General features: G+C 54.4%; 20 protein-coding genes. 11 read left to right on the top strand and 9 right to left on the bottom strand.

What is annotated here, in order from left to right; genetic code table 11:
* Positions 1–8: 8 nt before the first annotated feature.
* Complete coding sequence (gene hrpA / locus ACO6VX_RS04560) at positions 9–3,911, bottom strand: ATP-dependent RNA helicase HrpA (protein WP_422457771.1); 3,903 nt, start codon at positions 3,909–3,911, stop codon at positions 9–11.
* Between the two features lie 258 nt (positions 3,912–4,169).
* Between hrpA and azoR the strand changes: the two genes are divergently transcribed.
* Positions 4,170–4,769 (top strand): FMN-dependent NADH-azoreductase, encoded by a 600-nt coding sequence (gene azoR / locus ACO6VX_RS04555; RefSeq protein ID WP_010244651.1) that lies wholly within the window; start codon positions 4,170–4,172, stop codon positions 4,767–4,769.
* A gap of 64 nt (positions 4,770–4,833) precedes the next feature.
* Here the strand turns inward: azoR and ACO6VX_RS04550 are convergent, their stop codons facing one another.
* Genes ACO6VX_RS04550 through ACO6VX_RS04540 form a run of 3 tightly spaced genes read right to left on the bottom strand, consistent with a single transcriptional unit; the run spans position 4,834 to position 7,999 of the window.
* Positions 4,834–5,172 (bottom strand): YdbL family protein, encoded by a 339-nt coding sequence (locus tag ACO6VX_RS04550; RefSeq protein WP_422457769.1) that lies wholly within the window; start codon positions 5,170–5,172, stop codon positions 4,834–4,836.
* Positions 5,173–5,183: 11 nt separating this feature from the next.
* Positions 5,184–5,372, bottom strand: coding sequence for a YnbE family lipoprotein (locus tag ACO6VX_RS04545; RefSeq protein WP_009090058.1), 189 nt, complete (start codon positions 5,370–5,372; stop codon positions 5,184–5,186).
* Entirely contained in the window at positions 5,369–7,999 is a 2,631-nt protein-coding gene (locus tag ACO6VX_RS04540) for a YdbH family protein (RefSeq protein ID WP_422457767.1), read from the bottom strand. The genes ACO6VX_RS04545 and ACO6VX_RS04540 overlap by 4 nt, the downstream gene beginning before the upstream one ends.
* Before the next feature lie 146 nt (positions 8,000–8,145).
* Here ACO6VX_RS04540 and ACO6VX_RS04535 point away from each other — a divergent pair, with 146 nt between their 5' ends.
* On the top strand, positions 8,146–9,138 hold the full coding sequence (locus ACO6VX_RS04535; protein ID WP_010244644.1) for a 2-hydroxyacid dehydrogenase: 993 nt from the start codon (positions 8,146–8,148) through the stop codon (positions 9,136–9,138).
* Positions 9,139–9,169: 31 nt separating this feature from the next.
* Here the strand turns inward: ACO6VX_RS04535 and ACO6VX_RS04530 are convergent, their stop codons facing one another.
* Complete coding sequence (locus ACO6VX_RS04530; protein ID WP_003853763.1) at positions 9,170–9,445, bottom strand: DUF333 domain-containing protein; 276 nt, start codon at positions 9,443–9,445, stop codon at positions 9,170–9,172.
* 184 nt (positions 9,446–9,629) lie between these two features.
* On the opposite strand from ACO6VX_RS04530, the gene ACO6VX_RS04525 reads away from it, so the two are divergent.
* The 4 genes from ACO6VX_RS04525 (at position 9,630) to ttcA (ending at position 12,850) form a co-directional block, all read left to right on the top strand.
* Positions 9,630–10,286, top strand: a complete 657-nt coding sequence (locus tag ACO6VX_RS04525; RefSeq protein ID WP_010244641.1) for an MgtC/SapB family protein — start codon at positions 9,630–9,632, stop codon at positions 10,284–10,286.
* 213 nt (positions 10,287–10,499) lie between these two features.
* Complete coding sequence (locus ACO6VX_RS04520; RefSeq protein WP_033771847.1) at positions 10,500–10,760, top strand: hypothetical protein; 261 nt, start codon at positions 10,500–10,502, stop codon at positions 10,758–10,760.
* Between the two features lie 689 nt (positions 10,761–11,449).
* The gene (locus ACO6VX_RS04515; protein ID WP_010670216.1) at positions 11,450–11,608 is read left to right on the top strand and encodes a hypothetical protein; all 159 of its coding nucleotides are present in this window, start codon (positions 11,450–11,452) and stop codon (positions 11,606–11,608) included.
* Between the two features lie 306 nt (positions 11,609–11,914).
* Positions 11,915–12,850 carry a tRNA 2-thiocytidine(32) synthetase TtcA gene (gene ttcA / locus ACO6VX_RS04510; protein ID WP_039386354.1) on the top strand — a complete coding sequence of 312 codons (936 nt, stop codon included), beginning with the start codon at positions 11,915–11,917 and terminating at the stop codon, positions 12,848–12,850.
* A 486-nt stretch (positions 12,851–13,336) separates the two neighbouring features.
* Here the strand turns inward: ttcA and zntB are convergent, their stop codons facing one another.
* Both zntB and ACO6VX_RS04500 read right to left on the bottom strand, forming a co-directional pair.
* Complete coding sequence (zntB, locus tag ACO6VX_RS04505) at positions 13,337–14,320, bottom strand: zinc transporter ZntB (protein ID WP_010244630.1); 984 nt, start codon at positions 14,318–14,320, stop codon at positions 13,337–13,339.
* Positions 14,321–14,437: 117 nt separating this feature from the next.
* On the bottom strand, positions 14,438–16,057 hold the full coding sequence (locus ACO6VX_RS04500) for a peptide ABC transporter substrate-binding protein (RefSeq protein WP_010670219.1): 1,620 nt from the start codon (positions 16,055–16,057) through the stop codon (positions 14,438–14,440).
* 152 nt (positions 16,058–16,209) lie between these two features.
* Here ACO6VX_RS04500 and mpaA point away from each other — a divergent pair, with 152 nt between their 5' ends.
* A complete protein-coding gene (gene mpaA, locus ACO6VX_RS04495) occupies positions 16,210–16,917 on the top strand; it encodes a murein tripeptide amidase MpaA (RefSeq protein ID WP_158131665.1) in 708 nt (235 codons plus the stop codon).
* Here mpaA and ycjG read toward each other — a convergent pair.
* Positions 16,892–17,875 carry an L-Ala-D/L-Glu epimerase gene (gene ycjG / locus ACO6VX_RS04490; RefSeq protein ID WP_064691347.1) on the bottom strand — a complete coding sequence of 328 codons (984 nt, stop codon included), beginning with the start codon at positions 17,873–17,875 and terminating at the stop codon, positions 16,892–16,894. The genes mpaA and ycjG overlap by 26 nt on opposite strands.
* 146 nt (positions 17,876–18,021) lie before the next feature.
* Between ycjG and tpx the strand changes: the two genes are divergently transcribed.
* Positions 18,022–18,525 carry a thiol peroxidase gene (gene tpx / locus ACO6VX_RS04485; protein WP_010244619.1) on the top strand — a complete coding sequence of 168 codons (504 nt, stop codon included), beginning with the start codon at positions 18,022–18,024 and terminating at the stop codon, positions 18,523–18,525.
* A 290-nt stretch (positions 18,526–18,815) separates the two neighbouring features.
* Here the strand turns inward: tpx and tyrR are convergent, their stop codons facing one another.
* A complete protein-coding gene (gene tyrR, locus ACO6VX_RS04480; protein ID WP_010244616.1) occupies positions 18,816–20,381 on the bottom strand; it encodes a transcriptional regulator TyrR in 1,566 nt (521 codons plus the stop codon).
* Between the two features lie 229 nt (positions 20,382–20,610).
* On the opposite strand from tyrR, the gene ACO6VX_RS04475 reads away from it, so the two are divergent.
* From ACO6VX_RS04475 to ACO6VX_RS04465, 3 genes are read left to right on the top strand one after another with little or no spacing between them, the layout of a single operon-like run.
* Positions 20,611–20,967 carry a GtrA family protein gene (locus tag ACO6VX_RS04475; protein WP_010244613.1) on the top strand — a complete coding sequence of 119 codons (357 nt, stop codon included), beginning with the start codon at positions 20,611–20,613 and terminating at the stop codon, positions 20,965–20,967.
* The gene (locus tag ACO6VX_RS04470; RefSeq protein ID WP_167429700.1) at positions 20,967–21,917 is read left to right on the top strand and encodes a glycosyltransferase family 2 protein; all 951 of its coding nucleotides are present in this window, start codon (positions 20,967–20,969) and stop codon (positions 21,915–21,917) included. The genes ACO6VX_RS04475 and ACO6VX_RS04470 overlap by 1 nt, the downstream gene beginning before the upstream one ends.
* A gap of 49 nt (positions 21,918–21,966) precedes the next feature.
* Positions 21,967–23,385 (top strand): hypothetical protein, encoded by a 1,419-nt coding sequence (locus ACO6VX_RS04465; protein WP_167423068.1) that lies wholly within the window; start codon positions 21,967–21,969, stop codon positions 23,383–23,385.
* Positions 23,386–23,406: the final 21 nt, after the last annotated feature.

Here is a 23,406-nt window from a genome sequence, read left to right as displayed (position 1 = left end):
CCCGGCACTTAACCCGCTATCTGCTCCATCATCTGCAGAATACGCTTATCTGAGATGGGATAAGGCGTACCCAGTTGCTGAGCAAAATAACTGATTCGCAGCTCTTCGATCATCCAGCGGATATTTTGCACCTCTTCATCATCCTGACGCTGCGGCGGCAACTTATTGCGCCACGCCTGATAAGCCTGTTCCACTGCCTGTACTTTTAACATCCGCGCACGATCGCTGTGCGGATCGGCAGGCAGTTTTTCCAGTCGGCGCTCAATCCCATGCAGATAACGCAGCGTATCGGCCAGTCGCTGCCAGCCGTTGCCGGTGACAAAGCCGCGATAAACCAGGCCACTTAACTGCGCTTTGATGTCAGATAACGCCAGCGCCATGGTCATATCGACCCGGCCCTTCAGACGCTTATTAATGTTGAAGACTGCCGTCAGGATCTGCTCGACCTGCTTCGCGATGGTCACCACGGTTTCGTTAAGTTCGCCGCGCACTTTGTCACGCAACTGCTCAAACGAGGTTTGATCCCAGGCCGGTCCGCCCGCTTCCCCCATCAGCTTGTCGATGCCACAGGCGATGCAGTCGTCAATCAGCTCCAGCACTTTGCCATAAGGGTTAAAGTAAAGTCCGAGCTTGGCTTTGTTCGGCAGCTTCTCGTGCAGATACTTAACCGGTGACGGCACATTCAGCAGCAGCAGACGACGCTGACCGCGCCACATCATTTTTTGCTGCTCCTGCTCGCTGTCAAACAGACGAATAGCAACGCTCTCTTTCTCGTCGACCAGCGCAGGCCAGGCTTTAACCTGGTAGCTGCCGCGCTTCTGTTCATAACTGCGTGGCAGATCGCCAAAACTCCAGATATGCAGCCCGCTCTGCTCCAGCCCGTCATCCGCCACTTTCGACAGCGTTTCCTGCACTTTGTCTTTCAGCTGTGCCTTAAGCGCAGTGAGATCTTTGCCTTCCAGCAGTTTACGGTTGTGCTCGTCGACTACCCGGAACGTCATTTTCAGATGATCGGGCACCTGTTCCCACTGCCAGCTTTCCCGCTCCAGCGTGACGCCGGTCATGCGGCGAAATTCCCGCGCCAGCGCATCAGGCAGCGGCATCTCCATCGCTTTCACTCTTCCTAAGAACGCTTCGGCGTAGTTGGGCGCCGGCACCAGGTTGCGTCGCAGCGGCTTAGGCAGCGACTTAATCAGTGCGATGATCAGTTCACGGCGTACACCGGGGATCTGCCACTCAAAACCGCTATCTTCAACCTGATTCAGCAGCGGCAGCGGAATATGTACCGTCACGCCATCCGCATCTGCGCCCGGCTCAAACTGATAACTCAGCTTCAGTTTGAGGTTGCCCTGATGCCAGAAGTTGGGGTAGTCGAGCTGACTGACTTTATCCGCACCCTCTTTGATCAGCATCTGCTTGTCGAAATTCAGCAGTTCTGCGTTTTCGCGACTGGCCTGTTTCCACCAGCTGTCGAAATGCTTCGCCGAGACCACCTCTTTGCCAATGCGCTGGTCATAAAAAGCAAACAGCGTTTCGTCATCAACCAGAATGTCGCGGCGACGGGATTTGTGTTCCAGATCTTCCACTTCGCTGCGCAGCTTCTGGTTTGCGCGGAAGAAGGCGTGTCGGGTCTGCCAGTCGCCCTCCACCAGCGCGTGACGAATAAACAGTTCACGGCTCAGGGTGGGATCGATGCTGCCATAGTTAACTTTACGGGCGGCGACAATCGGCAGGCCATAGAGCGTGACTTTTTCGGTGGCCATCACCGCGCCCAGCGATTTCTCCCAGTGCGGTTCACTGTAGCTGCGCTTGATCAGATGCTGTGCCAGCGGCTCAATCCACTCCGGTTCAATACGGCCCGCCGTGCGGCCCCACAGGCGGCTGGTCTCGACCAGTTCCGCCACCATGGTCCACTTCGGCGGCTTTTTAAACAGCCCGGAGCCAGGGAAGATCGCGAAGCGGGTATTGCGCGCGCCGGTATACTCCTGCTTATCGGTGTCTTTCTGCCCGATATGCGACAGCAGACCACTTAACAGCGCGCAGTGGACAGGCTGCAGCTCAGCCGGTTCACTGTTAACCGGAATGCCCAGTTCACGCACCACCTGCCGCAGCTGGGTGTAGATATCCTGCCATTCCCGCACGCGCAGATAGTTAAGGAAATCGCTTTTGCACTGGCGGCGGAAAACATTACCGGACAGCGCTTTCTGCTGCTCCGCCAGATAGTTCCAGAGGTTCACATAGGCGAGGAAGTCGGAGTCTTTGTCGGCAAAGCGCCGGTGCTTCTCATCGGACGCCTGTTTTTTATCTGCCGGACGCTCACGCGGATCCTGAATCGACAGGCCAGCGGTGATAATCATCACTTCGCGCACGCAGCCAAATTTCTGCGCTTCCAGCACCATCCGCGCCAGACGGGGATCCACCGGCAGCTGCGCCAGCTGACGCCCGGAACCGGTAAGCTTGTAGTGACCGGTCTCTTCGTTCAGGGTCAGCGCGCCCAGCTCTTCCAGCAGGCGGACGCCATCCTGGATATTGCGCTTATCGGGCGCTTCCACAAACGGGAAGGCGGCGATATCGCCGAGGCCCAGCGAGGTCATCTGCAGGATGACTGACGCCAGGTTGGTGCGCAGGATTTCAGGATCGGTAAAGGCCGGACGACTCAGGAAGTCATCTTCTGCGTAGAGACGGATACAGATACCGTCTGAAACACGGCCGCAACGCCCTTTACGCTGGTTGGCAGACGCCTGTGATATCGGTTCAATCGGCAGGCGCTGCACTTTGGTACGGAAACTGTAACGACTGATACGCGCCGTACCGGGATCGATCACATATTTAATCCCAGGCACCGTCAGCGAGGTTTCCGCGACGTTGGTCGCCAGCACGATACGACGGCCACTGTGCGACTGAAACACCCGGTTCTGTTCGGCGTTCGACAGCCGTGCATAGAGCGGCAGCACTTCGGTATGTGGCAGATCGCGTTTGTTCAGCGCGTCGGCGGTATCACGTATTTCACGCTCACCACTCATGAAGATCAGGATATCACCCCGACTTTCCCGGCCCAGCTCATCTACGGCATCAAAAATCGCCTGCAGCTGGTCACGATCGCTGTCATCCGCCTCTTCGATCACCGGCCGATAGCGCACTTCAACCGGATAAGTCCGGCCTGAGACTTCAATCACCGGCGCATTATTGAAATGACGCGAGAAACGCTGTGGATCGATGGTGGCGGAAGTGATAATCACTTTCAGATCGGGGCGACGCGGCAGCAGCTCACGCAGATAACCGAGCAGGAAATCGATATTCAGGCTGCGTTCGTGCGCTTCATCAATAATGATGGTGTCATATTGCATCAGCAGACGATCCTGCTGGATCTCCGCCAGCAGAATCCCGTCGGTCATCAGTTTAATCTGCGTCAGGTCACTGACCTGGTCGTTAAACCGTACTTTATAGCCGACGCAGCCGCCCAGCGAAGTGCTGAGCTCATCGGCAATGCGATTCGCCACGGTACGTGCGGCCAGACGGCGCGGCTGCGTATGACCAATCAGACCCGTCACACCACGCCCCAGCGCCAGACAGATTTTCGGCAGCTGCGTGGTTTTACCCGAGCCGGTTTCACCGGCGACAATCACTACCTGGTGATCGCGAATCGCCTCAGCAATATCCTGCTGCTTCTGACTGACCGGCAGATTGTCCGGGAAGGTAATGGCTGGCGTGGCCGCACGGCGCTGGGCCACGCGCTGCTCGGCTGCGATAAAGTCCTGCTCAAGCTCGCTGGCAATGCCCTGCTGTGCCTCGGGATTTTTAGCTTTTCTGGCACCCTGTAAACGGCGCTGTAACCGCTGGCGATCGCGCAGCATTACACCCTCGAGGCGTGACCAGAGCGCTGCCAGTGGGGAAGTATCGGGAGATGACATAATAGTGACGTACCTTACTCAGACGGTGTCGCTGCCTGAAGCAGCGCCCTGCAAGCCGGGATAACCAGCTGATTCAATAAAAAATAATTGCGCGCATCATAGCACATTCTGAACTGTTCCGGCGGCTGGCCCCGGTTACGCTTATTCAATAAATTCGAACATGGGTCTCGAAATATTGCGCTTTCACCGCGCCATCGATAACCGTAGAGTGTAAACCATTGAGCGGAAAGTCTTCCGCGTAACAGACAGGAAACCACCATGAGCAAAGTTTTAGTTCTGAAATCAAGCATTCTTGCAGGCTACTCACAATCAAGCCAGCTCGCTGACTTCTACATCGAACAGGCAAAGGCCCAGGGTAAAGAGGTTACCGTACGTGACCTGGCGGCTAACCCGATCCCGGTACTGGATGGCGAGTTAGTGGGTGCAATGCGTCCCTCTGATACCCCGCTGTCACCTCGTCAGCAGGAGGCTCTGGACCTGTCTGATGAACTGATTGCAGAACTGCAGGCTCATGATGAAGTGGTGATTGCCGCGCCAATGTACAACTTCAACATCCCGACGCAGCTGAAAAACTATTTCGACCTGATTGCCCGTGCTGGCGTGACGTTCCGCTACACAGAAGCAGGCCCGGAAGGTCTGGTTAAAGGCAAAACGGCAGTCGTTATCTCCAGCCGTGGCGGCATCCACAAAGATACCCCTACTGACCTGCTGACCCCTTACGTCAAGTTGTTCCTGGGCTTCATCGGCATCACTGACGTTGAGTTCGTGTTTGCTGAAGGCATCGCTTACGGTCCGGAAGTGGCCAGCAAAGCGACCGCTGAAGCGAAAGACGCTATCAAGCAGATCGTGACGGCATAAGTCTCACTCATCTCAGGATGACGCTTTAAAAGACCGGGCCATGCGCCCGGTTTTTTTTCGCCGGTTACTGACTGCTTTCTGCCGCTTTTCTCAGCCACTGACCGTTAATGCCGCGCACATATTCCCCCTCTGCCGCACGGCTCACCAGCTTCTGTCCGGCAATACTGGCGACATCGGCCGTGGAGAGATTATTCTGTTCTGCCAGTCGCTGATACTCCTGCTGACGTCCGGCATTAATACGCTGCACCAGTGCCAGCGTTTCACTATCCTGCGCACGTGCCGCCAGATAGCCAGAGAGCGTTTCACCTGCCCGCCCCGATTGCCGCGCCTGATCCAGCGTCAGTGCCCAGGCAGGCTGCGCCATCGTCAGGGCGAGGAACAGCACCGCGCTTATGCGTTTCATCGTTGCTCTCCTCAGAACAGACCGCTCTGGTTTTTCAATAGCGCTTCCACGTCTTTATCGACTTTGATGTGGATCTCATGTTCGATTTTCACGTTCATGTTGATGGTGATGGGATCTTTAGGTGCCGTGACTTCAATGCGCGGCACGCAGCCGATGCTCAGCAGTCCGGCTGCCAGAACCAGTAGTGCCCTCAGGCTCATGGTGAAGTGTCCTTGTTGGATGGCAAATTCGCATGTTGCTCTAACCAGGATTGCAAATTATCGCCAAAGCGCAGGCTGCGCCAGAGCTGAAACAGGTTTTCCTGATGATGATAGTTGAGATTGACTGTCTGACGACGGTTACTGAACTGGCTGACGCCCTGCACCTGCGCCTCCATGGTGAGGTCGCCAAGATTATCCAGATTGATCGTGGCCCAGCTGCGGGAGACTTCCATATAGCGTAACCAGTCCAGCGCGGCGCCCGTCGCCACGTTATTGCGGGTAATCGCATCCGCCATATCTTTATCCAGCCGGAAGGTCAGCGGACCGCTGTTGGCAATCCACCCTTTCTCCACCAGCCAGTGTGGATTATTGAGCCACAGCGGCAGCTCACCGTTGACCTTGCCCGACATGGCAAACTGTTTAGGTTTCAGCGCCGTCACCAGCTCGCTGAGGCTGATATTGCGCAGCGACACCCGGGCTGGCTCATGCTGCGGCATGCGCAAAGCGGGCAGCGTAATTTGTCCGCCCAGCAGATCAAGGCTGACATCCTGCAACGTCAGCGGCGCCTGTTCGGACCACGGCCAGTTACCCTGCAGGTCAGCGCGAATATTCTGCATCGCAAACTGGTTCTTAACCTCGGCAATGCGCAGTGATACCGGGCCATGCTGACCAAATTGCCATTGCTGCTCATGGAATCTGAACGGCAGCGAAAAGTCGATACCGTTAACCTGGCTGTCGGGCGTCCAGATGCTGCCCTGTTTTACCGTCCAGTGGCCTCCCGCCTGGAAACCCTGTTCACTTGCGGCGGAAAAAGCGACCTGTGCCTGCAAACGGCCGCCCTGGATCTGCATTTTCATGTCGGGGCTGAGCAACGGCTGAAACACCGTCAGCGACTGTGCCGGCCACCAGGCCTGGCCGCGCAGCCGTTCGCCATCCCAGCGGCCGTTAACCCGCAGCGGGCCAACCTTGCCCGCCTGTAAACTGCCTCGCCAGATAAAATAGCCGGGATCACGACCTTTAGCCTCAAAGTCGAGCGTGGAGTCTGCCAGATGTCCGCCATAGCTGAAGCGGGTCTCTCCTGCCTGCAGGCGGAAATGCCCATTGAACGCCGGATGCGCCGCATCACGCTGCCAGTTTACCGGTTTAGTCAGTGTCAGACGCGGTTTTGCAACGTTGACACTGCCATACGCCAGCTGATTAAAACCGGTGGACAAGGTATCCAGATGGATCAGGGTGTCGTGCCAGCCGCCCGTGCCTTTAACATCCCAGCGCGCCTGCAGCGGCAGCATCTCGCCACCTCCCCAGTAGCGCCAGTTCCATTCGCCCTTATCGGGCCAGAAATCATTGGCGCGGCCATCGAGATGCAACCGGAAGCGGCCAAAACTGGCATCGTGCGCATTGAGAATGGCCTGCAGGCGGCCATCAATACCCTGCGAGGAGAGTCGTACGCCCGCCAGCGGCCAGCGCGCTTCGTCCACTTCCAGCGTTGACAGCAACCGGCCCCGCAGGCGCAGCAGCGATTTAGGTTGCAGCACCAGTTGAGGATCGAGCAGCGAGCCGCTGAGCACGCCCGGAATGGAGCCGTAAAGTTGCAGGTCGGCAAGCTTGCTTTCGCCGGTTAGCTGAAACGGCAGGTTGCTGTTGGTCAGGCTGAGATTGCCGGGCCCGACGCCGAGCACCACGTTGCCCTTGCCGCCGCGTCCATGGGTCAGCAGGTTAACGCGACCGCTAATCTGGCTACTTTCAAGGCCAGACTGCCAGTTATCCAGCGTCAGGTTAACAAACCCTGATAGCGGCTGAGCCTCCAGCGGCCAGAAGTATTCGCCCTTTTCAATCCGAATCTGATCGCGGCTGATCTGCCACGGCAGTCTGAGAATCGGCCGGGTCACTTCGGCCATTGCCACGCGTAGCTCGCCCTGCTGCTGCTGCCAGTTAAGCGTCAGCTTCAGGGGATGCGGCAGCGCGTCCAGCGCCAGCTGTCCGGTCACCTCGCCGTTCACCGGCAGATCGGTGGCAAAGGTGGGTAACGCCAGATGACCGCTCAGCGTGACAGGTTCAGGAAGTGCAGGATGGGTGAGCGTCAGGCGACTGATAGCGAGCTGCTGACCGGTCAGCGTTGCCGCCAGCTGCAGATTATCGCCCTGATAACTGAGTTGCTGACGATCTTTTTTCAGCGTCAGATCCAGCGCGCCCGCATACGTCTGCCACGGCGTAACAATTAATTTGCCCAGATGAACGTCGGCGCCAGGCAGCATTGCCTGCCATTCGGCCAGCGTTTTGGGGGCTGCCGTGCTGTCATCACTGGCCGGTAATTTTTGCAGGCAGGTGCTATCCAGCGTCAGCTCTGACGCATTCAGTTTCCAGCGTGACTGATGCCAGCCCAGTGACACCGCCTTTACCGTTGCCAGGGAGCAATCCCCTGCGAGATAACGAAGTTGTGGCAACCACAGGCCACCTTCCCGCCAGCGCGGTGCGCCCGACAGCTCAATGCGGGTATCTTCAGGTAGCAAGATGCCGACCAGCCGCGGCAGCCATTGCGTGACAGTCAAGATCAGGCCGAGCAGCAGCAGAATCAGCGCCAGAATGGCGGCCAGCCGTCGCCGGAACATCCGTGGCATAAAAGCCATAATCCTTTTCCTTACAGTATCCTGACAACGATGATGGCATGTAATCTGCCAGAGGTGAAGGTCTGCGCCGGACACAAGTCAGCTGTTTCAGCAAAGTCAGTCAGAAAACGTTATCCTTGCTCTATCACCTCTGCAGGAGCACAACGATGAAAATCGCGGTTTACAGCACCAAACATTACGATCAGAAATACCTTGAGCAGGTCAATCAGCAGTTCGGCTTTGAACTGGTATTTTTTGACTTTTTACTCTCTGAAAGCACCGCCAAAACCGCTGTGGGTTGCGATGCCGTCTGTATCTTTGTAAACGATGACGGCAGTCGTCCGGTGCTGGAAGAGCTGGCCGGGCTGGGTGTGAAATATATCGCGCTGCGCTGTGCCGGTTTCAATAATGTTGATCTGGCTGCTGCAAAAGAGCTGGGTCTGGAAGTGGTGCGCGTGCCGGCCTACTCACCGGAAGCGGTCGCTGAACATACTATCGGCCTGATGATGACCCTGAATCGCCGTATTCATCGCGCTTATCAGCGTACCCGTGACGCAAACTTTTCGCTCGACGGCCTGACCGGTTTTAACATGCATAACAAAACCGCGGGTGTTATCGGTACCGGTAAAATCGGGATCGCGACGATGCGGATTCTGAAAGGTTTTGGTATGCGGCTGCTGGCGTATGATCCCTACCCGAGTGAGCAGGCGCTGGAACTGGGCGCGGAATATGTTGATCTGAAGACGCTGTTTGCTGAATCCCACGTCATTACCCTGCACTGTCCGCTGACGCCGGAGAATCATCATCTGCTCAACGCCGATGCGTTTAAACAGATGCGTGATGGGGTGATGGTTATCAACACCAGTCGGGGTGGTCTGATTGATTCACAGGCGGCGATTGACGCGCTGAAACAGCAGAAAATCGGCGCGCTCGGCATGGATGTTTATGAGAATGAACGTGATCTGTTCTTTGAAGATAAGTCGAATGATGTGATTCAGGACGATGTGTTCCGCCGTCTGTCGGCGTGCCATAACGTGTTGTTCACCGGCCATCAGGCGTTTTTAACCGCCGAAGCGCTGACCGCCATTTCTGAAACGACACTGAATAATCTCAGCCAGCTCGACCGCGGTGAAAACTGCCCGAACCGACTCTCTGCCTGACTGTGCGGGCCGGAGCAATCCGGCCTGATCATCAGCGCGCGCAATTCCCGCCAATTAATGCCTGCTCATCACAGCGACGGCCATTCACTAACTGACACATCCCCACTCTCGATCCATCCAGCTGATGCGAAAATGCCAGCGTTCCGCCCGCGTTCGAACAGGTGCTTTCTGCCAGGGAAGACATCACCACCCGTGGCTGGATGTGGGCGGCGGTGGCTTGTTGCGGTGGCTCGTTATCATCACTGTTGCTGCTGCAGGCAGAGAGTAATAATGCGGCACCGGCCAGCAAAAAAGTGGCTGCTTTCATCAGTCGGACTCCGGGAAGTGGGGGAAAAGGCTGGCTCAGCATATGTCAGGCAGCACAACGGGTCGAGAGGTGAAACAGCTTTTTACAAAATTCTCCGGCGTCATTTGCAAGCAGAATTATCTTGTTTACCTGTTATCGCTGAACTGTCACCCTTTTTCGGCCCTTATTAATTCGGAGTAAAGCCATGTTAATGGATATGTTAATTCGCATAGCGCTGGCCGGTATTCTCGGCGGCCTGATCGGCATGGAGCGCCAGATGCGGGCCAAAGAAGCAGGACTGCGTACCCATATTCTGGTCGGTATCGGCAGTGCGATGTTTATGCTGGTATCGAAATATGGCTTCGCCGATATGCTCAATAGTGACCATGTGGCACTGGATCCCAGCCGTATTGCTGCCCAGGTAGTCAGCGGCATGGGTTTCCTTGGCGCAGGCACCATTATGATTCAGAAGCAGGTGGTGAAAGGCTTAACCACGGCGGCGGGATTATGGGTGACTGCGGCGATTGGTCTGGTGATTGGCAGCGGCATGTATGAGATCGGCATTTATGGCACGGTGCTGGCGCTGGTGGTGCTGGAAGTCTTCCGCCGCCTGAGCCATTTTCTCATCGGTAAACATCATACGCTGCTGGTTTTTCTTAAGCCCAAAAGTGTGCCGCTGGTGCTGCTGGTCATGCAGCGGGAAGGCATTCGCTACGGCAATGTGACGGTGATTAATCGGGATGAGGAGAGTGGTCTGTGTGAGCTCAGCGTTCAGGTAACGCTGTCCCGCAAATCAAACGATGCTCACCTCTACGATAAGGTCATGGAGATCAAAGGAGTTCAGTCGCTGGAGATGATGTAAATCCCTCTACATAAAGATCATTCCTGCTGAACACAGGCCGTTCAGCGCCAGGACGTTGCAGAAGGGAGTTATCGGTATGCACTGCCTTCTGCCCTCTCCATCAGATTCATCTATTATCATCATCATGCAGCCTGACCTGAGATATAGAGCCCGCTGGGAATTAATGTCATAATCCGTGATTGTTTATTAAGGTAACCATTTATCCGGTGAAAAATGCGCCAGAACTCTGACCATCGTGACGAAACCCTGTCCGCTTCTGTACGTAAAAGTAGCTGGCCAGTACTGAGCATGCTTATCTTTACGCTGATTGCGGGCGCTATGGCCATCATGATGATCCTGGATCATCGTAATTCCGTAAATAATGCGCTTGAGACCGGACAGTGTCTGGTGGGGGAAGGCGCTGAAAGTTTGCTGGAAGTGCTCAGACATTTTTTACATCATGCTTATCGCTGGATTTTTAAAGCCTGTGGCTAGCAATAATAAATTCAGTGCAGCAGGAAATGCAGCAATCCGTGTCGGTTTACCAGCAACAAAACGCCGCAATACATGACTGCAACATAGCAGAGTAAAAAGAGTATCAGCGTCAATATAAATCGGACACCATAATTTTTTATATCGTGAGTGTTTACCGGATGTCTCATCGAATTTAAAGTTTGCTCCGTCCTTATTCACCTATATAGCCAGCAATTTAACGATTTGTTACGCTGCCCGCATTACCATGATGTGCGGAACGATGAAGTCACAGCAAGTCTCTCAGGAAAAACAGTTATGAGTGTAAAAATTAAAGCCGCCCTTTTTAACTTTCACATTCACTTTAATGGCTTTAATTTGACCCGTCTGCTTTGAAAAGCAACAGTTTTGGACGTGGCGATATGTGCCAGTAAAATCGATTCAGATTTAATGGGATACAAAAAAAACTGATGCCTGTGCATCTTACGCATTCCCAATTATAACCCGGCAGTGTCAACGCATATTCAACAGCAGCGTTTTTCAGATTCAGGCGCTAATAAAATTAACAGTGCATCAGGATATTTAACTCACTGCGAATTTATAGCAACAATTCGAAGGAAATTCTCAAATCAGATAAGCATAAAAAGAACGCCGTTTATGCATGATTGATTAATAGCGGTGCATGCTCTTTTTTTTGTTAACGGGTCGCTCTGATGAAATATCTGTTAATTATCTCAATCATTTTTATGACTGCGGGTTGTGCGGCAAAAAAAGAGAATGCGCGGGCTGATGCTTACCAGGCATCACTGCCATCCTGTTCTGCGCACAATGATGAAATCGATTGCCAGTGGAAAGATGTGCCAGCCAGCTGACATCGCATAGTTGAACGCTATCCGTGACACATCAGCCCGCAATTTTTGGGTAATGACCTGGTAAGGCCCGCCCTCATTTTTCACTGAGTACCGCCGCATCGATTTATGTCGCTGCCCCCTTAACGGGTAGTCTCTGCCGGATTTCCCGGGCGGCTATCCGCTGATTACTTCACTCCAGTACTGGCATTCGCGGCAACAATCCGTACCATACGCTGCATATTCGTGACACCGCAGTGAAGTGTCTGGCTGAACGCGCACGGCAATTTGCCCTTTAGCTACGCTTTCTGGATTTTGAGATAGGTAAAAATGCAAGATAATCAAACGGTTGACAAGAAAGAACAGTACAACCTCAATAAACTGCAAAAACGTCTGCGTCGTAACGTCGGCGAAGCCATTGCAGATTTTAATATGATTGAAGAAGGCGACCGCATCATGGTCTGCCTGTCGGGCGGCAAAGACAGCTACACCATGCTGGAAATTTTGCGCAGTCTGCAAAAAAGTGCGCCGGTCAACTTCAGTCTTATTGCCGTTAACCTCGACCAGAAACAGCCGGGCTTCCCTGAGCATATCCTGCCGGAATATCTTGAGTCGCAGGGCGTTGAGTATCGGATTATCGAAGAAGATACCTACTCCATCGTCAAAGATAAGATCCCGGAAGGCAAAACCACCTGTTCACTCTGCTCGCGCCTGCGCCGTGGCATTCTCTATCGCGTCGCAACTGAGCTGGGCTGTACTAAAATTGCGCTGGGCCACCATCGCGATGACATTCTGCAGACGCTGTTCCTGAACATGTTTTACGGCGGAAAAATGAAAGGCATGCCGCCAAAGCTGATGAGCGACGATGGCAAGCAGATTGTGATCCGTCCGCTGGCTTACTGCCGCGAGAAAGATATCATCCGCTTCTCAGAAGCGCGTCAGTTCCCGATTATTCCGTGTAACCTCTGCGGTTCTCAGCCGAACCTGCAGCGTCAGGTGGTAGCCGATATGCTGCGTGACTGGGATAAGCGCTATCCTGGCCGTATTGAAACCATGTTCAGCGCGATGCAGAATGTGGTGCCGTCACATATGGCGGATATCAACCTGTTCGATTTTAAAGGCATTAAGCATGGCGATGCGGTGGTTGATGGCGGGGATCTCGCCTTTGACCGGGAATCTCTGCCGCTGCAGCCTGTTGGCTGGCGGGCTGATGAAGAGGATGCCCCGGATACCAGCGCGCGTCTGGATGTGATTCAGATTAAATAAGTGCTGAAAAGGTTAAGGGCGTGCTGCTGGCAGCACGCCCTTTTTTTATATATTGCGGTGCGGTGGTGGATCCATTATCGGCGGAAATTCCGGATCTGTCGGCGGATCAGGCTGGGGTTGTGGCTGAGGAATAGGCTCAGGAATCGGGATCGGATCCGTGGGGATCGGCTCGCTGTTAAGAATCGCGCTCATGCCGTACTCCTTTTGTTGCGAATGGACTTTAAGCTTAGGTAAGGAACGGCGTTACAGCCAGGCGGGCAAAAAAAAAGCCGGCACACAGGCCGGCATGTTTCGAATTAAATGTGCTATGCATTAATTCTAAATTAGGAAGTAAGACAATATGGAGCGCAACGCCCATCGCCTGACGTTGCATTCACCTGCGGGAGAGAGTTTGCGTCAGCAGCGACAATGGGTTCTTGATGTCGATCAGCTTTTGCGTCCTTAACTGGATTTTCAGCGCAGATAACCGATACGCTACGCATAACGCTAGAGCCAGCGCCGCTTGCGCAGGTACCCCGCTACCCCGACGGCCAGTGCCACCAGCAGCAGACAGAAGATAGAGAAACCGTATCGCCATTCGCCGCCTGGAATACCGCCCAGGTTGACGCCAAACAGGCCGGTCAGGAAGGTGGCTGGCAGAAAAATCATCGCCATCAGTGACATGGTATAGGTACGACGGTTCATCGACTCCGCCATCGCAGAAGCAACCTCATCAGCCAGAATCGCGGTACGCGCCACCCCCGCATCCAGATCATCCAGCCCGCGTCCCAGCCGATCGGCGATTTCCTGCATCCGGCGGCGTTCGGTGTCATCCATCCAGGCCAGTTTTTCACTGGCCAGCCGCGCATAGACATCACGCTGCGGTGCCATATACCGCCGCATCACAATCAGCTGTTTGCGCAGCAGGCCGAGTTCGCCTCGTGCCGGCATCCGCTGGTCAAGCAGCGCATCTTCCAGCTCAATGATTTTGTCATGTAAATCTTCGATAAACTCGCTGGTGTGATCGGTCAGGGCATCACAGATATCGACCAGCCAGCTGCCGCAGTCAATCGGGCCGTTACCATTCTGCAAATCCGTGAGGACTTCATCGACGGCAGAAACTTTACGCCGCCGGGTCGAGACGATGAGTTTATCGTTGATAAACACCCGCATCACCACCAGCTGGTCGCGACGCGCATCGCTGTTGTGGTTGACGCTGCGCAGCACGATCATAAAGCCGTCGCCCAGCCGGCTGACGCGTGGACGCATACTGTCGCCCGCTAAGGCGTCACGCACGGCATCAGGGATTTGTGTCGTCGACTGCAGCCATTCCGCGCTCTTACGGTGGGTATAGTTCAGATGGAGCCAGCAGGGCTGCTCACACTGGATGACTTCATCTTCAGCAATCGGGATCATCCCGCCCTTGCCATCCAGCTGGCAGGAAATTATGGCATCTGAAACCTGTAACGCTTTTCCTTCAATTACGTCCACACCGTCGCCTCACTACTAAAATCAATACGATACAGTCTAGCGTGACGGTGTTGAGTTGCAATCTCCGGGCTGTGTAGAAAGATGTCAGAGGGTGGCCGGTTGACCGGCCACCTGCACTCAGTGCTTTTCAATCCACAGTTCGCGACTGTAGGCGACATCTTCAGGGTTAGTGATGGGATAGCCTTTGACCCAGGGTTTAATCAGGCGGCCATTGGTGTACTGATAGATGGGGGCGATCGGAGCCTGCTCAGCCAGGATCTGCTCGGCACGGTTGTAATCGCTGTTACGTACCTGATCGCTGGTCTCCCGGCTGGCTTTGGCGATAACCGCATCATAATCCGCGTTGTTAAAGCGCGCGATGTTGCTGCTGTTGCCCGACGTCAGCAGATTCAGGAAAGTGGAGGGTTCATTGTAGTCACCGACCCACGAGGCGCGGATCACATCGAAGTTTCCGCTGTTACGGCTGTCGATATAGGTTTTCCACTCCTGGTTCTCCAGCGTGACATCCACACCGAGGTTCTTTTTCCACATCGAGGCCACAGCAATCGCAATCTTCTGGTGGCTCTCAGAGGTGTTGTAGAGCAGTTTGAGTTTCAGCGGCTTGCCGGGACCGTAACCGGCAGCAGCGAGCAGCGATTTAGCCTGTGCATTCAGGCTGTTCTGATCGTGCTGTTGCATGAATGTGGGCAGTGGCTTAAAGCCTGCTGTCACATCTGGCGTAAAGTGCCACGCCGGTTTCTCACCGGTGCCCAGCACTTTTTCAGCAATCACTTTCCGGTCGATAGACCAGGAGAGCGCTTTGCGAACCCGCACATCGGCCGTCGGCCCTTTCTGCGTGTTAAACGCGTAGTAGTAGGTGCCTAACTGGTCAGGTGTGTAGACCTCTCCGGGCAGAGTTTTCTTCAGTAGCGCATACATGTTTTTCGGGAAGGATTCGGTGATATCAATATCGTTGGATCGATAACGTTTAGTGGCGCTCGACTCTTCATTAATCGGCACGAAAGTCACTTTCGTCAGCACCGAATGGGCATCATCCCAGTAGTGAGGATTACGTGTCAGTACGATTTTTTCGTTCACTACGCGTTCGCTGAGCTGATAGGCCCCATTGCCCACCAGTTTGCCGGGTGACGTCCAGCTGTCACCCTGTTGCGCAATAATTTTCTGCGGCACCGGGAAAAGCGCCACGTTAGCCACCAGCGCCGGGAACCACGGCACCGGACGATCCAGCGTCACCTTCAGCTGGTTTTTACTCTGGGCGACCACACCCAGCTTGTCGGGCGTCATTTCGCCTTTGGTTATCGCTGCCGCATTTTGAATACCGCTTAAGCCCGCGAACCAGGCAAAGGCTGAACTGTTTTTTGGATCGACCAGGCGCTGCCAGCTGTAGACAAAATCCTGAGCCGTGACCGGATCACCGTTCGACCAGCGCGCGTTATTACGCAGCGTAAAGACCCAGGTTTTGTTATCACTGCTGCTCCAGCTCTGCGCCACGCCCGGCACGATTTTGCCCTGCGCATCCTGATTGGTCAGCCCTTCAAACAGATCGCGTATCACCTGAATTTCAGGCAGTCCTACCGCTTTAAGCGGATCGAGCGAAGCGGGTTCATCTTTAATATGGCGAACGATCTGCTGCTGTTCAGCCAGCTGTGCGCCAGCGGGTGGATTCGCCGCGATGGCGGGTGTGATGATGCTGCTCAGGCTGATTGCTGCCAGCGTCATGCGAAAGGTCTTGACCATTATCACTCCTTTACCCCAAAGAAGCGCTGCATCAGTCTGTTGCCGATGCAACTTGTGCAGGGCACTTTAGCGCAAATGGCTGACAGATAAATAGCTATTTTCCGCACACGGCTTTTCCGCTACTTTTAGTAAAACCCTTTGAGGAAATAACTATGTCGCCACTCCATCCACGTCCCCTGCGCGGCAAACTGGACGTCCCCTATCAGCAGTATGGCCGCTCAGTGCTGGGTGCGCCGCTGCTCTGGTTTCCGGCGCCGCTGGGCGATCCCGAGAGCGGGTTGATTCTGGCGGGTACTCACGGTGATGAAAATGCGGCCATCGCCACACTCTCCGCCGCATTACGGACGCTGCCTGATGGAATGCGTCGGCACCACGTGGTGTTAGCGGTCAATCCTGATGGCTGTCAGCTCGGACTGCGCGCGAACGCAAACGGCGTCGATCTCAACCGCAACTTTCCGGCGGCGAACTGGCAGTCAGGCGAGACGGTGTATCGCTGGAACAGCGCTGCCGATGAGCGTGATGTGGCCCTCTCGACCGGCACTCATCCGGCTTCTGAACCGGAAACCCAGGCGCTCTGTGCGCTGATTCATCAGCTGAAACCACGCTGGATTGTCTCATGGCATGAACCGCTGGGCTGTATTGACGACCCGCATCAGGCAGAGATTGGTGGCTGGCTGGCCAGCCACACCGGCCTTCCGCGGGTCAGCAGCGTTGGTTATGACACGCCAGGCTCATTCGGCAGCTGGTGTAAAGATCTCAGCCTGCCCTGCGTCACTGCTGAAATGCCGGTGATTTCAGTGGATGAAGCCACTGAAACCTACCTGGAGATGATGGTTAATCTGCTGCGCTGGCAGCAATGATCAGCTGACCGTTGCGCACTTTAATCGCCGGTTCTGCATCCACCGCCAGCCAGGTCGGCCCGTCGAGATCGGCAAAGCGGGTCTGCGGCACCAGCGGCAGTGCGGCGCGTATCGCCCGCGAGGTGCAGAGCATGCAGCCGAGCATTACCGCAAAACCCTGCTGCAGAGCCGCATTGGCCAGCGCCAGCGCCTCGGTCAGCCCGCCCGCTTTATCCAGCTTAATGTTGACCATCTCATAACGACCTCGCAGTGCCGCCAGACTTTCGCGGGTGTGACAGCTCTCATCGGCGCAGATCGGTAATGGATGGATAAAGTTCTCCAGCGCCGCATCCTCACCCGCTGGCAGGGGCTGTTCCAGCATCGCCACATTGATGTCCGCCAGCAGCTGACAGCGCGCCGCCAGACCTTCGGCGTGCCAGGATTCATTGGCATCCACAATCAGGGTCGCGTCCGGCACGGCGGCGCGAATCGCCATCAGCCGTTCGGTAATGAAATTATTATCCAGCTTAATCTTCAACAGGGTTGCACCATGCTGCCACAGCGCGAGCGCGCTGCTGGCCATCGCCTCGGGAGTATCAATGCTGACGGTCTGCGCGGTCACCACATCCTCCGGTGCAGTCACGCCACTAAGCTGCCAGAGGCTGCTCTGCTGCTGGTGTGAGGCGAGATCCCATAGTGCGCTGTCAATGGCGTTGCGCGCCGCCCCGGCGGGCAGCGCCTGTTGTAACGCCTCGCGCGTCATGCCCTGTTGCAGCGCGGGCAGCAGCGCGGCGATTTGCGCCAGCACCGACGCCTCGCTTTCACCATAGCGCGCATAAGGCGTCGCTTCGCCAACGCCTTTTACTCCGTCTTCCTCAATTTCAACCACCACCACTTTGACTTCAGTCCGGGTTCCACGGGCAATGACAAACGGCGTGTGCAACGGCCAGGCTTCGGGATAACTTTTTACCGTTCTCATTTCCACTCCACAATGTGCGACGCAGTGGCAGACCGCCACGTTAAATTCCACAATTGAACTCGTAAACCCTTAACATTTATGTCATAAACAACGGCTATCTTTAGCCGTTTTGTGTCAGATCTTTTTTATCATTAAAAGGAATCACTATGTCTCAGACTGTTCATTTTCAGGGTAACGCCGTACCGGTTGCTGGTCAGTTTCCTCAGGCTGGCGATAAAGCCAAAGCTTTCACGCTGGTAGCGAAAAACCTGGTCAACGTCGCGCTCTCTGAGTATGCAGGAAAACGCAAAATTCTGAACATTTTCCCGAGCGTAGATACCGGTGTCTGTGCTTCATCGGTGCGCAAGTTCAATCAGGCTGCAAGCGAACTGAATAACACCGTGGTGTTATGCATCTCTGCCGATCTGCCGTTTGCCCAGTCGCGCTTCTGTGGCGCAGAAAACCTGAACAACGTGGTGACGTTGTCGACGCTGCGCGGCTCAGAGTTTAAATATGATTATGGCGTGGAAATTGCCGATGGTGCGCTGGAAGGTCTGACCGCACGTGCCGTAATTGTGCTGGATGAGAACGATAAAGTGATCTACAGCCAGCTGGTTGATGAAATCACCACTGAGCCAGATTATGACGCTGCGCTGACCGCGCTGAAGTAATAAAAAAAGCGGATAACCAGGTTATCCGCTTCAAACTGCTGGCAAACCCGTATCAGGGTGGTTCTGGCAGCAACGATGAAGCTCAACGCACAGGGAACCGGGTCAGAAGAGGAAAGCGTCACGCGCCAGGGAAGGCGCGTGCCGAGCGTGTCAGGGATGACGCCTTTTGCGTCTTTCCGATCTGACCCGGTTCCCTGAGCAGGCTCAGCCTCAAAGCCAGATGGGCCAGACTCTATCGACCATATCCAACGGATAATCAGCTTACCCACTTCTCACCTGCAGTCCGTCCCTTATTCGCTTTCGGTGCGCTTCTGCCCCAGACCATACTCCCGCAATTTATTCGCAATCGCCGTATGCGACACACCAAGCCGTTTTGCCAGTTTTCGGGTGCTGGGATAGGAGAGATAGAGCCGCGTCAGAATCGACCGTTCGAAACGACTGGTGATCTGATCCAGCGTCCCTTCCAGCGCCTCATCGCCCAGTGACACATCCAGTGCCTGTTCAGGCAACACGATATCCTGCGGACGCAGTTCGTAACCTTCCAGTTGGGTTAACGCCCGATAAAGCGCATTTTTAAGCTGACGCACGTTACCAGGCCAGGCGTAGCGAGTCAGAAAAGCGTTAAGTTGCGGCGAGAGTCGCGGACGCGCCATCCCCTGCTCATCCGCAAAGCGGGCAACAAACATCTCGGTCAGCGGCAGAATATCCTGCGGACGATCGCGCAGAGGCGGCAGTTGCAGCGTCAGCACATTGAGCCGGTAAAAGAGATCCTCGCGGAACTCCCCGCGCTGCACCAGCTCAATCAGGTTTTTCTGCGTAGCGCAGATTACCCGCACATTGACATGCACTTCATGCTCTTCACCGACGCGGCGGAAGGTGCCATCATTGAGAAAACGCAGCAGCTTGGTCTGCATTCTCGGCGACATCTCACCAATCTCATCCAGCAGCACAGAGCCGCCGTTAGCCTGCTCAAAAAAGCCCTTCTTACCTTCCAGCGCATTCGGATAGGCTCCGGCGGCATGACCAAACAGCTCGCTTTCGGCGACGTCATCGGGCAGAGAGGCACAGTTCAACGCCAGGAAGGGATTCTTGCCGCGGGCACTGCGCAGATGGCAGGCGCGTGCCAGCATATCTTTCCCGGTGCCGGTGTCGCCAACAATCAGTAAAGGCGCATCGAGCATCGCCAGTTTCCGCGCCTGATCCACCACCTGACGCATCTTCGGCGTGACAGCAATGATATGGTCAAACTCCGATTCATCGGTGACCACCAGATTCTGCAACTGACGACCCATGCGGGCTGTCGACTTCAGCATCACCATCGCCCCCACTGGCCTGTTGATCTGGCCCTCTTCGCCCGGCAGATAAATAGGACGCGCTTCCATCAGAAAATCGCGGCCCTCAATGACCACATGCTGCGCCTGCGCTTCAACCCGATCGCTCTCCAGCCAGCGCATGAAGTTGAAGCCGTTAATCAGATTACCGGCGCTGAAGTTGCGCATCTTCTCTTCATCAAGATTAAACAGGTTCTGTGCGGCCGGATTAGCCAGTTCAACCTTGCTTTTCAGATCGATGGAGAAAACCGGATCCGGCATCGCCACCAGCAGGGCGCTCAGCGCACGATGCTCGCGTTCAGAGGGCATGTACGCTACCGTGCGCACATCTGTTACGCCCGGTGTACGCCGGATTTCAGCCATCAGATTGCTGAAGGCATCAAACTCCAGTGCAGAAAAGTTCAGGTAGATGCGGCCCAGCGCCGTGATTTCGATACCGCGTAAATCAATGTTGCGTGCCACCAGCAGATCGAGCAGTTCACGCGTCAGACCGAGTCGGTCCTGACAGAACACTTCCAGACGCATTGCGTTCGCCTTAATCAGGTTCAGATAAGACAATAATACGCTAAGTCGCGCACCTGCAGAAAGGGATCTGTCAGGAAAAGTTGACAGCTCCGGCGCGTATGGCGGACTTTTGTACTGCCCTGCTGGATCAGCCGAGCCCCCACTGATTGTCAGCCTTTGTCAGCACCAGACTGTTGATTGCTGGCTGATTGCTGTATATTTTGCCCAACCGATTAGAAATGATTATAAAATGCTGACTTTCTTCGCAAAATATCTGACTGTGGGTCTGGTAAATACCCTGATTCATTGGGTGACCTTTTTTATTTGCCTCAGTCTGGGGCTGTTCCAGTCGACCGCGAACCTGATTGCTTTTTGCCTGGCCGTTACCTTCTCTTTCTTTGTTAATGCGCGCTGGACATTTAAACAGCAGGCGACAGCGTGGCGATATATTCTTTACGTCGTTTTTATGGGCGCGATGGCATTCAGCATCGGTTATCTGGCTGATCGATTCGGCCTCTATCCGATTATTACGCTGATCACCTCATCGGCTATCAGTCTGGCGTGTGGCTTTCTTTTTTCCCGCTTTATCGTATTTAAAGGAGAATAATGAAAATCTCTCTGGTGGTACCGGTATTTAATGAAGAGGAGGTCATCCCTCTTTTTTATGACGCGGTCAGAAAATATGAAGCGCTGGCAGCCTGGCAGGTTGAGATTGTTTTTGTTGATGATGGCAGCACAGATGCAACGCATGCGCTGATTACCCAACTGAGTCAGAGCGATCCGCTGGTACTTAGCCTGTCGTTTATTCGTAATTTCGGCAAGGAACCCGCGCTGTTTGCCGGCCTGGAAGCCGCAACCGGCGATGCCGTTATCCCGATTGATGTGGATTTACAGGACCCCATCACTGTTATCCCTGAGATGATCAGCAAGTGGCTGGCGGGTGCTGATATTGTTCTTGCCAAGCGGATGGACAGAAGTGCCGATGGCCACCTCAAACGCAAAACCGCCCGCTGGTTTTACAAACTGCATAACAGCATCAGCCATCCGCAGATAGAAGAGAATGTCGGTGATTTCCGGCTGATGTCGCGTGAAGTTGTCGAGAATATTAAGCTGCTGCCCGAGAAGAATCTCTTTATGAAGGGGATTCTGAGCTGGGTCGGCGGAAAGACTGATATCGTAGAATATGTGCGTACTGAGCGGATCGCGGGCCACAGTAAATTCGGCGGCTGGAAGCTGTGGAATCTTGCGCTGGAGGGACTGACCTCATTCTCTACGGTTCCACTTCGCATCTGGTCATATCTGGGTTTTCTGGTGGCCTCGCTAGCTTTTCTATATGGACTCTGGATGATCCTGGATAAGTTGCTGTTTGGTAACCCGGTGCCAGGCTACCCCTCTATTCTGGTTTCCGTGCTGTTTCTTGGTGGCGTTCAGCTTATTGGGATTGGCGTGCTGGGTGAATATATCGGCCGCATTTACATGGAAACCAAAAATCGTCCTCGCTATATTTTGCGAAAATCCGCGCCGAAAAAAATTAACTCCCCTCAGAATACCGACTAAATTGCCCACTCAGGGGCAGAGAAGATGGACAGATTAATAAGGATGACAGATGATCGCCACTGATACCGGCATAACCCGCCGTCAGGTCTTTTTGCTTTTTGTGATAGTTTTCCTGATTGCTTACAGTCCTGCTTATTTAACCCATTACGCCTACACCGATGACTGGACGAACCTCTACTGGGCTAATTTTGACAAGCTGAGTATTCTAAACTGGGACACGTTATCCGGCAGGCCGGTATATGGCATTATTCAGTACAGCGCCTCTTTTCTGGTGGAGAGCGTAGAACGCCTGGCACTGCTGCGTTCTGTCGCAATTGTTCTGCTCATCTTTACCGGATACTACATCTATACCCTGTGTCAGAAATATGCGCTGCTGGAAAATCAGGCTCAGCGGATCACCTTTGCGTTATTGCTTTGTCTGCTGCCCTCATTCCAGGTTTATATTGCATGGGCATCCTGCTTTCCCTATATCGCTGCAATTCTGCTGGCAGGTGCCAGCTACCGCTTCTCGATAAAACCGGGCATCACAGGTCGCATTATAGCGGTCTGCCTGCTGACCATGGCCTTCTGTCTTTATCAACCGGCTGCGATGAGCTTTACCTTCTTTGCCGCACTGGATTTGTGCCTTTCAGAACGGAAAATCGATAAGAAGCGTGCGGTAATCTCTCTGATGGTGCTGGGCGCAGGAATGTTCGCAGCGCTCATTGCCTCGAAGGTACTGCCCGTACAGATTTATGGCCATTCGCTGCCGCGTTCCGCATTCAGCTACGACGTCCCGGTTAAACTGAAATGGTTTTTCAGCGAATACCTTAAGAACGTTATCTGTAACTTTGACCTCGGCGCAAAAACAGTATCGGTGATCATCTCATCGATCATTATTGGCTTTGGACTGAAGAAAATTAAAGCAGCGGGCAATGACAAATTTTATCTGATGTTTATCTTATTGCTGATTGCCGCGCTGCCGAATCTGATTGTCAGTGAAAGTATGGCGGCCTACCGGACCCTGATTGCCGGTGCGCTGATCACCACCAGCGCGTTTATCCTGGGCCTGTTTGAAATCAGCAAAAAGTTAAAATGGAAAAAAACCTATTATGCACTGCTGGTGATAGCTGCCGCCTCGCTGTCGATAAGTCACCTGATTAATGGCTACTCGGTACCCGCCCGCAAAGAATTTGCCCTGCTTGAGCAGGCAATCACTCAGCAGGTACCTAAAGATTTTCAGGGTGCGCTCTATTATCGGCTGACCGGGGAGTATCTGCCCAAGGTTGCGACGCTACGGAAATATGATGATTTCGGCGGACTGGGGTTAAGCATGTCATGGACATTCGGCGGGATGGCGCATTTTATCAGGGAGAAAAATGGAATGGCCTACACGCTGCCAGCGGATCCGGTGATCACTGATGAGTCAGGCTGTCCGGGTGAGTGTCTGGTCATCGACTCCCGACAGGTGCTGCGCCAGCCACACTAAAGAATAAAGGCGGCAATGCCG

It is taken from the genome of Pantoea sp. BJFS-204 (assembly GCF_049310725.1).
Taxonomy (GTDB): domain Bacteria; phylum Pseudomonadota; class Gammaproteobacteria; order Enterobacterales; family Enterobacteriaceae; genus Pantoea; species Pantoea agglomerans.
This window is presented reverse-complemented; position numbering and strand designations above follow the sequence as displayed.

Coding starts and splice junctions, on each gene's coding strand:
- tyrR (WP_010244616.1), bottom strand. CDS start 20,381: ATGCGTCTGGAAGTGTTCTGTCAGGACCGACTCGGTCTGACGCGTGAA.
- ACO6VX_RS04520 (WP_033771847.1), top strand. CDS start 10,500: ATGCGCCAGAACTCTGACCATCGTGACGAAACCCTGTCCGCTTCTGTA.
- hrpA (WP_422457771.1), bottom strand. CDS start 3,911: ATGTCATCTCCCGATACTTCCCCACTGGCAGCGCTCTGGTCACGCCTC.
- ACO6VX_RS04545 (WP_009090058.1), bottom strand. CDS start 5,372: ATGAGCCTGAGGGCACTACTGGTTCTGGCAGCCGGACTGCTGAGCATC.
- ACO6VX_RS04535 (WP_010244644.1), top strand. CDS start 8,146: ATGAAAATCGCGGTTTACAGCACCAAACATTACGATCAGAAATACCTT.
- azoR (WP_010244651.1), top strand. CDS start 4,170: ATGAGCAAAGTTTTAGTTCTGAAATCAAGCATTCTTGCAGGCTACTCA.
- ACO6VX_RS04550 (WP_422457769.1), bottom strand. CDS start 5,172: ATGAAACGCATAAGCGCGGTGCTGTTCCTCGCCCTGACGATGGCGCAG.
- ACO6VX_RS04470 (WP_167429700.1), top strand. CDS start 20,967: ATGAAAATCTCTCTGGTGGTACCGGTATTTAATGAAGAGGAGGTCATC.
- ttcA (WP_039386354.1), top strand. CDS start 11,915: ATGCAAGATAATCAAACGGTTGACAAGAAAGAACAGTACAACCTCAAT.
- ACO6VX_RS04515 (WP_010670216.1), top strand. CDS start 11,450: ATGAAATATCTGTTAATTATCTCAATCATTTTTATGACTGCGGGTTGT.
- mpaA (WP_158131665.1), top strand. CDS start 16,210: ATGTCGCCACTCCATCCACGTCCCCTGCGCGGCAAACTGGACGTCCCC.
- ACO6VX_RS04530 (WP_003853763.1), bottom strand. CDS start 9,445: ATGAAAGCAGCCACTTTTTTGCTGGCCGGTGCCGCATTATTACTCTCT.
- ycjG (WP_064691347.1), bottom strand. CDS start 17,875: ATGAGAACGGTAAAAAGTTATCCCGAAGCCTGGCCGTTGCACACGCCG.
- ACO6VX_RS04540 (WP_422457767.1), bottom strand. CDS start 7,999: ATGGCTTTTATGCCACGGATGTTCCGGCGACGGCTGGCCGCCATTCTG.
- ACO6VX_RS04465 (WP_167423068.1), top strand. CDS start 21,967: ATGATCGCCACTGATACCGGCATAACCCGCCGTCAGGTCTTTTTGCTT.
- ACO6VX_RS04475 (WP_010244613.1), top strand. CDS start 20,611: ATGCTGACTTTCTTCGCAAAATATCTGACTGTGGGTCTGGTAAATACC.
- ACO6VX_RS04525 (WP_010244641.1), top strand. CDS start 9,630: ATGTTAATGGATATGTTAATTCGCATAGCGCTGGCCGGTATTCTCGGC.
- tpx (WP_010244619.1), top strand. CDS start 18,022: ATGTCTCAGACTGTTCATTTTCAGGGTAACGCCGTACCGGTTGCTGGT.
- ACO6VX_RS04500 (WP_010670219.1), bottom strand. CDS start 16,057: ATGGTCAAGACCTTTCGCATGACGCTGGCAGCAATCAGCCTGAGCAGC.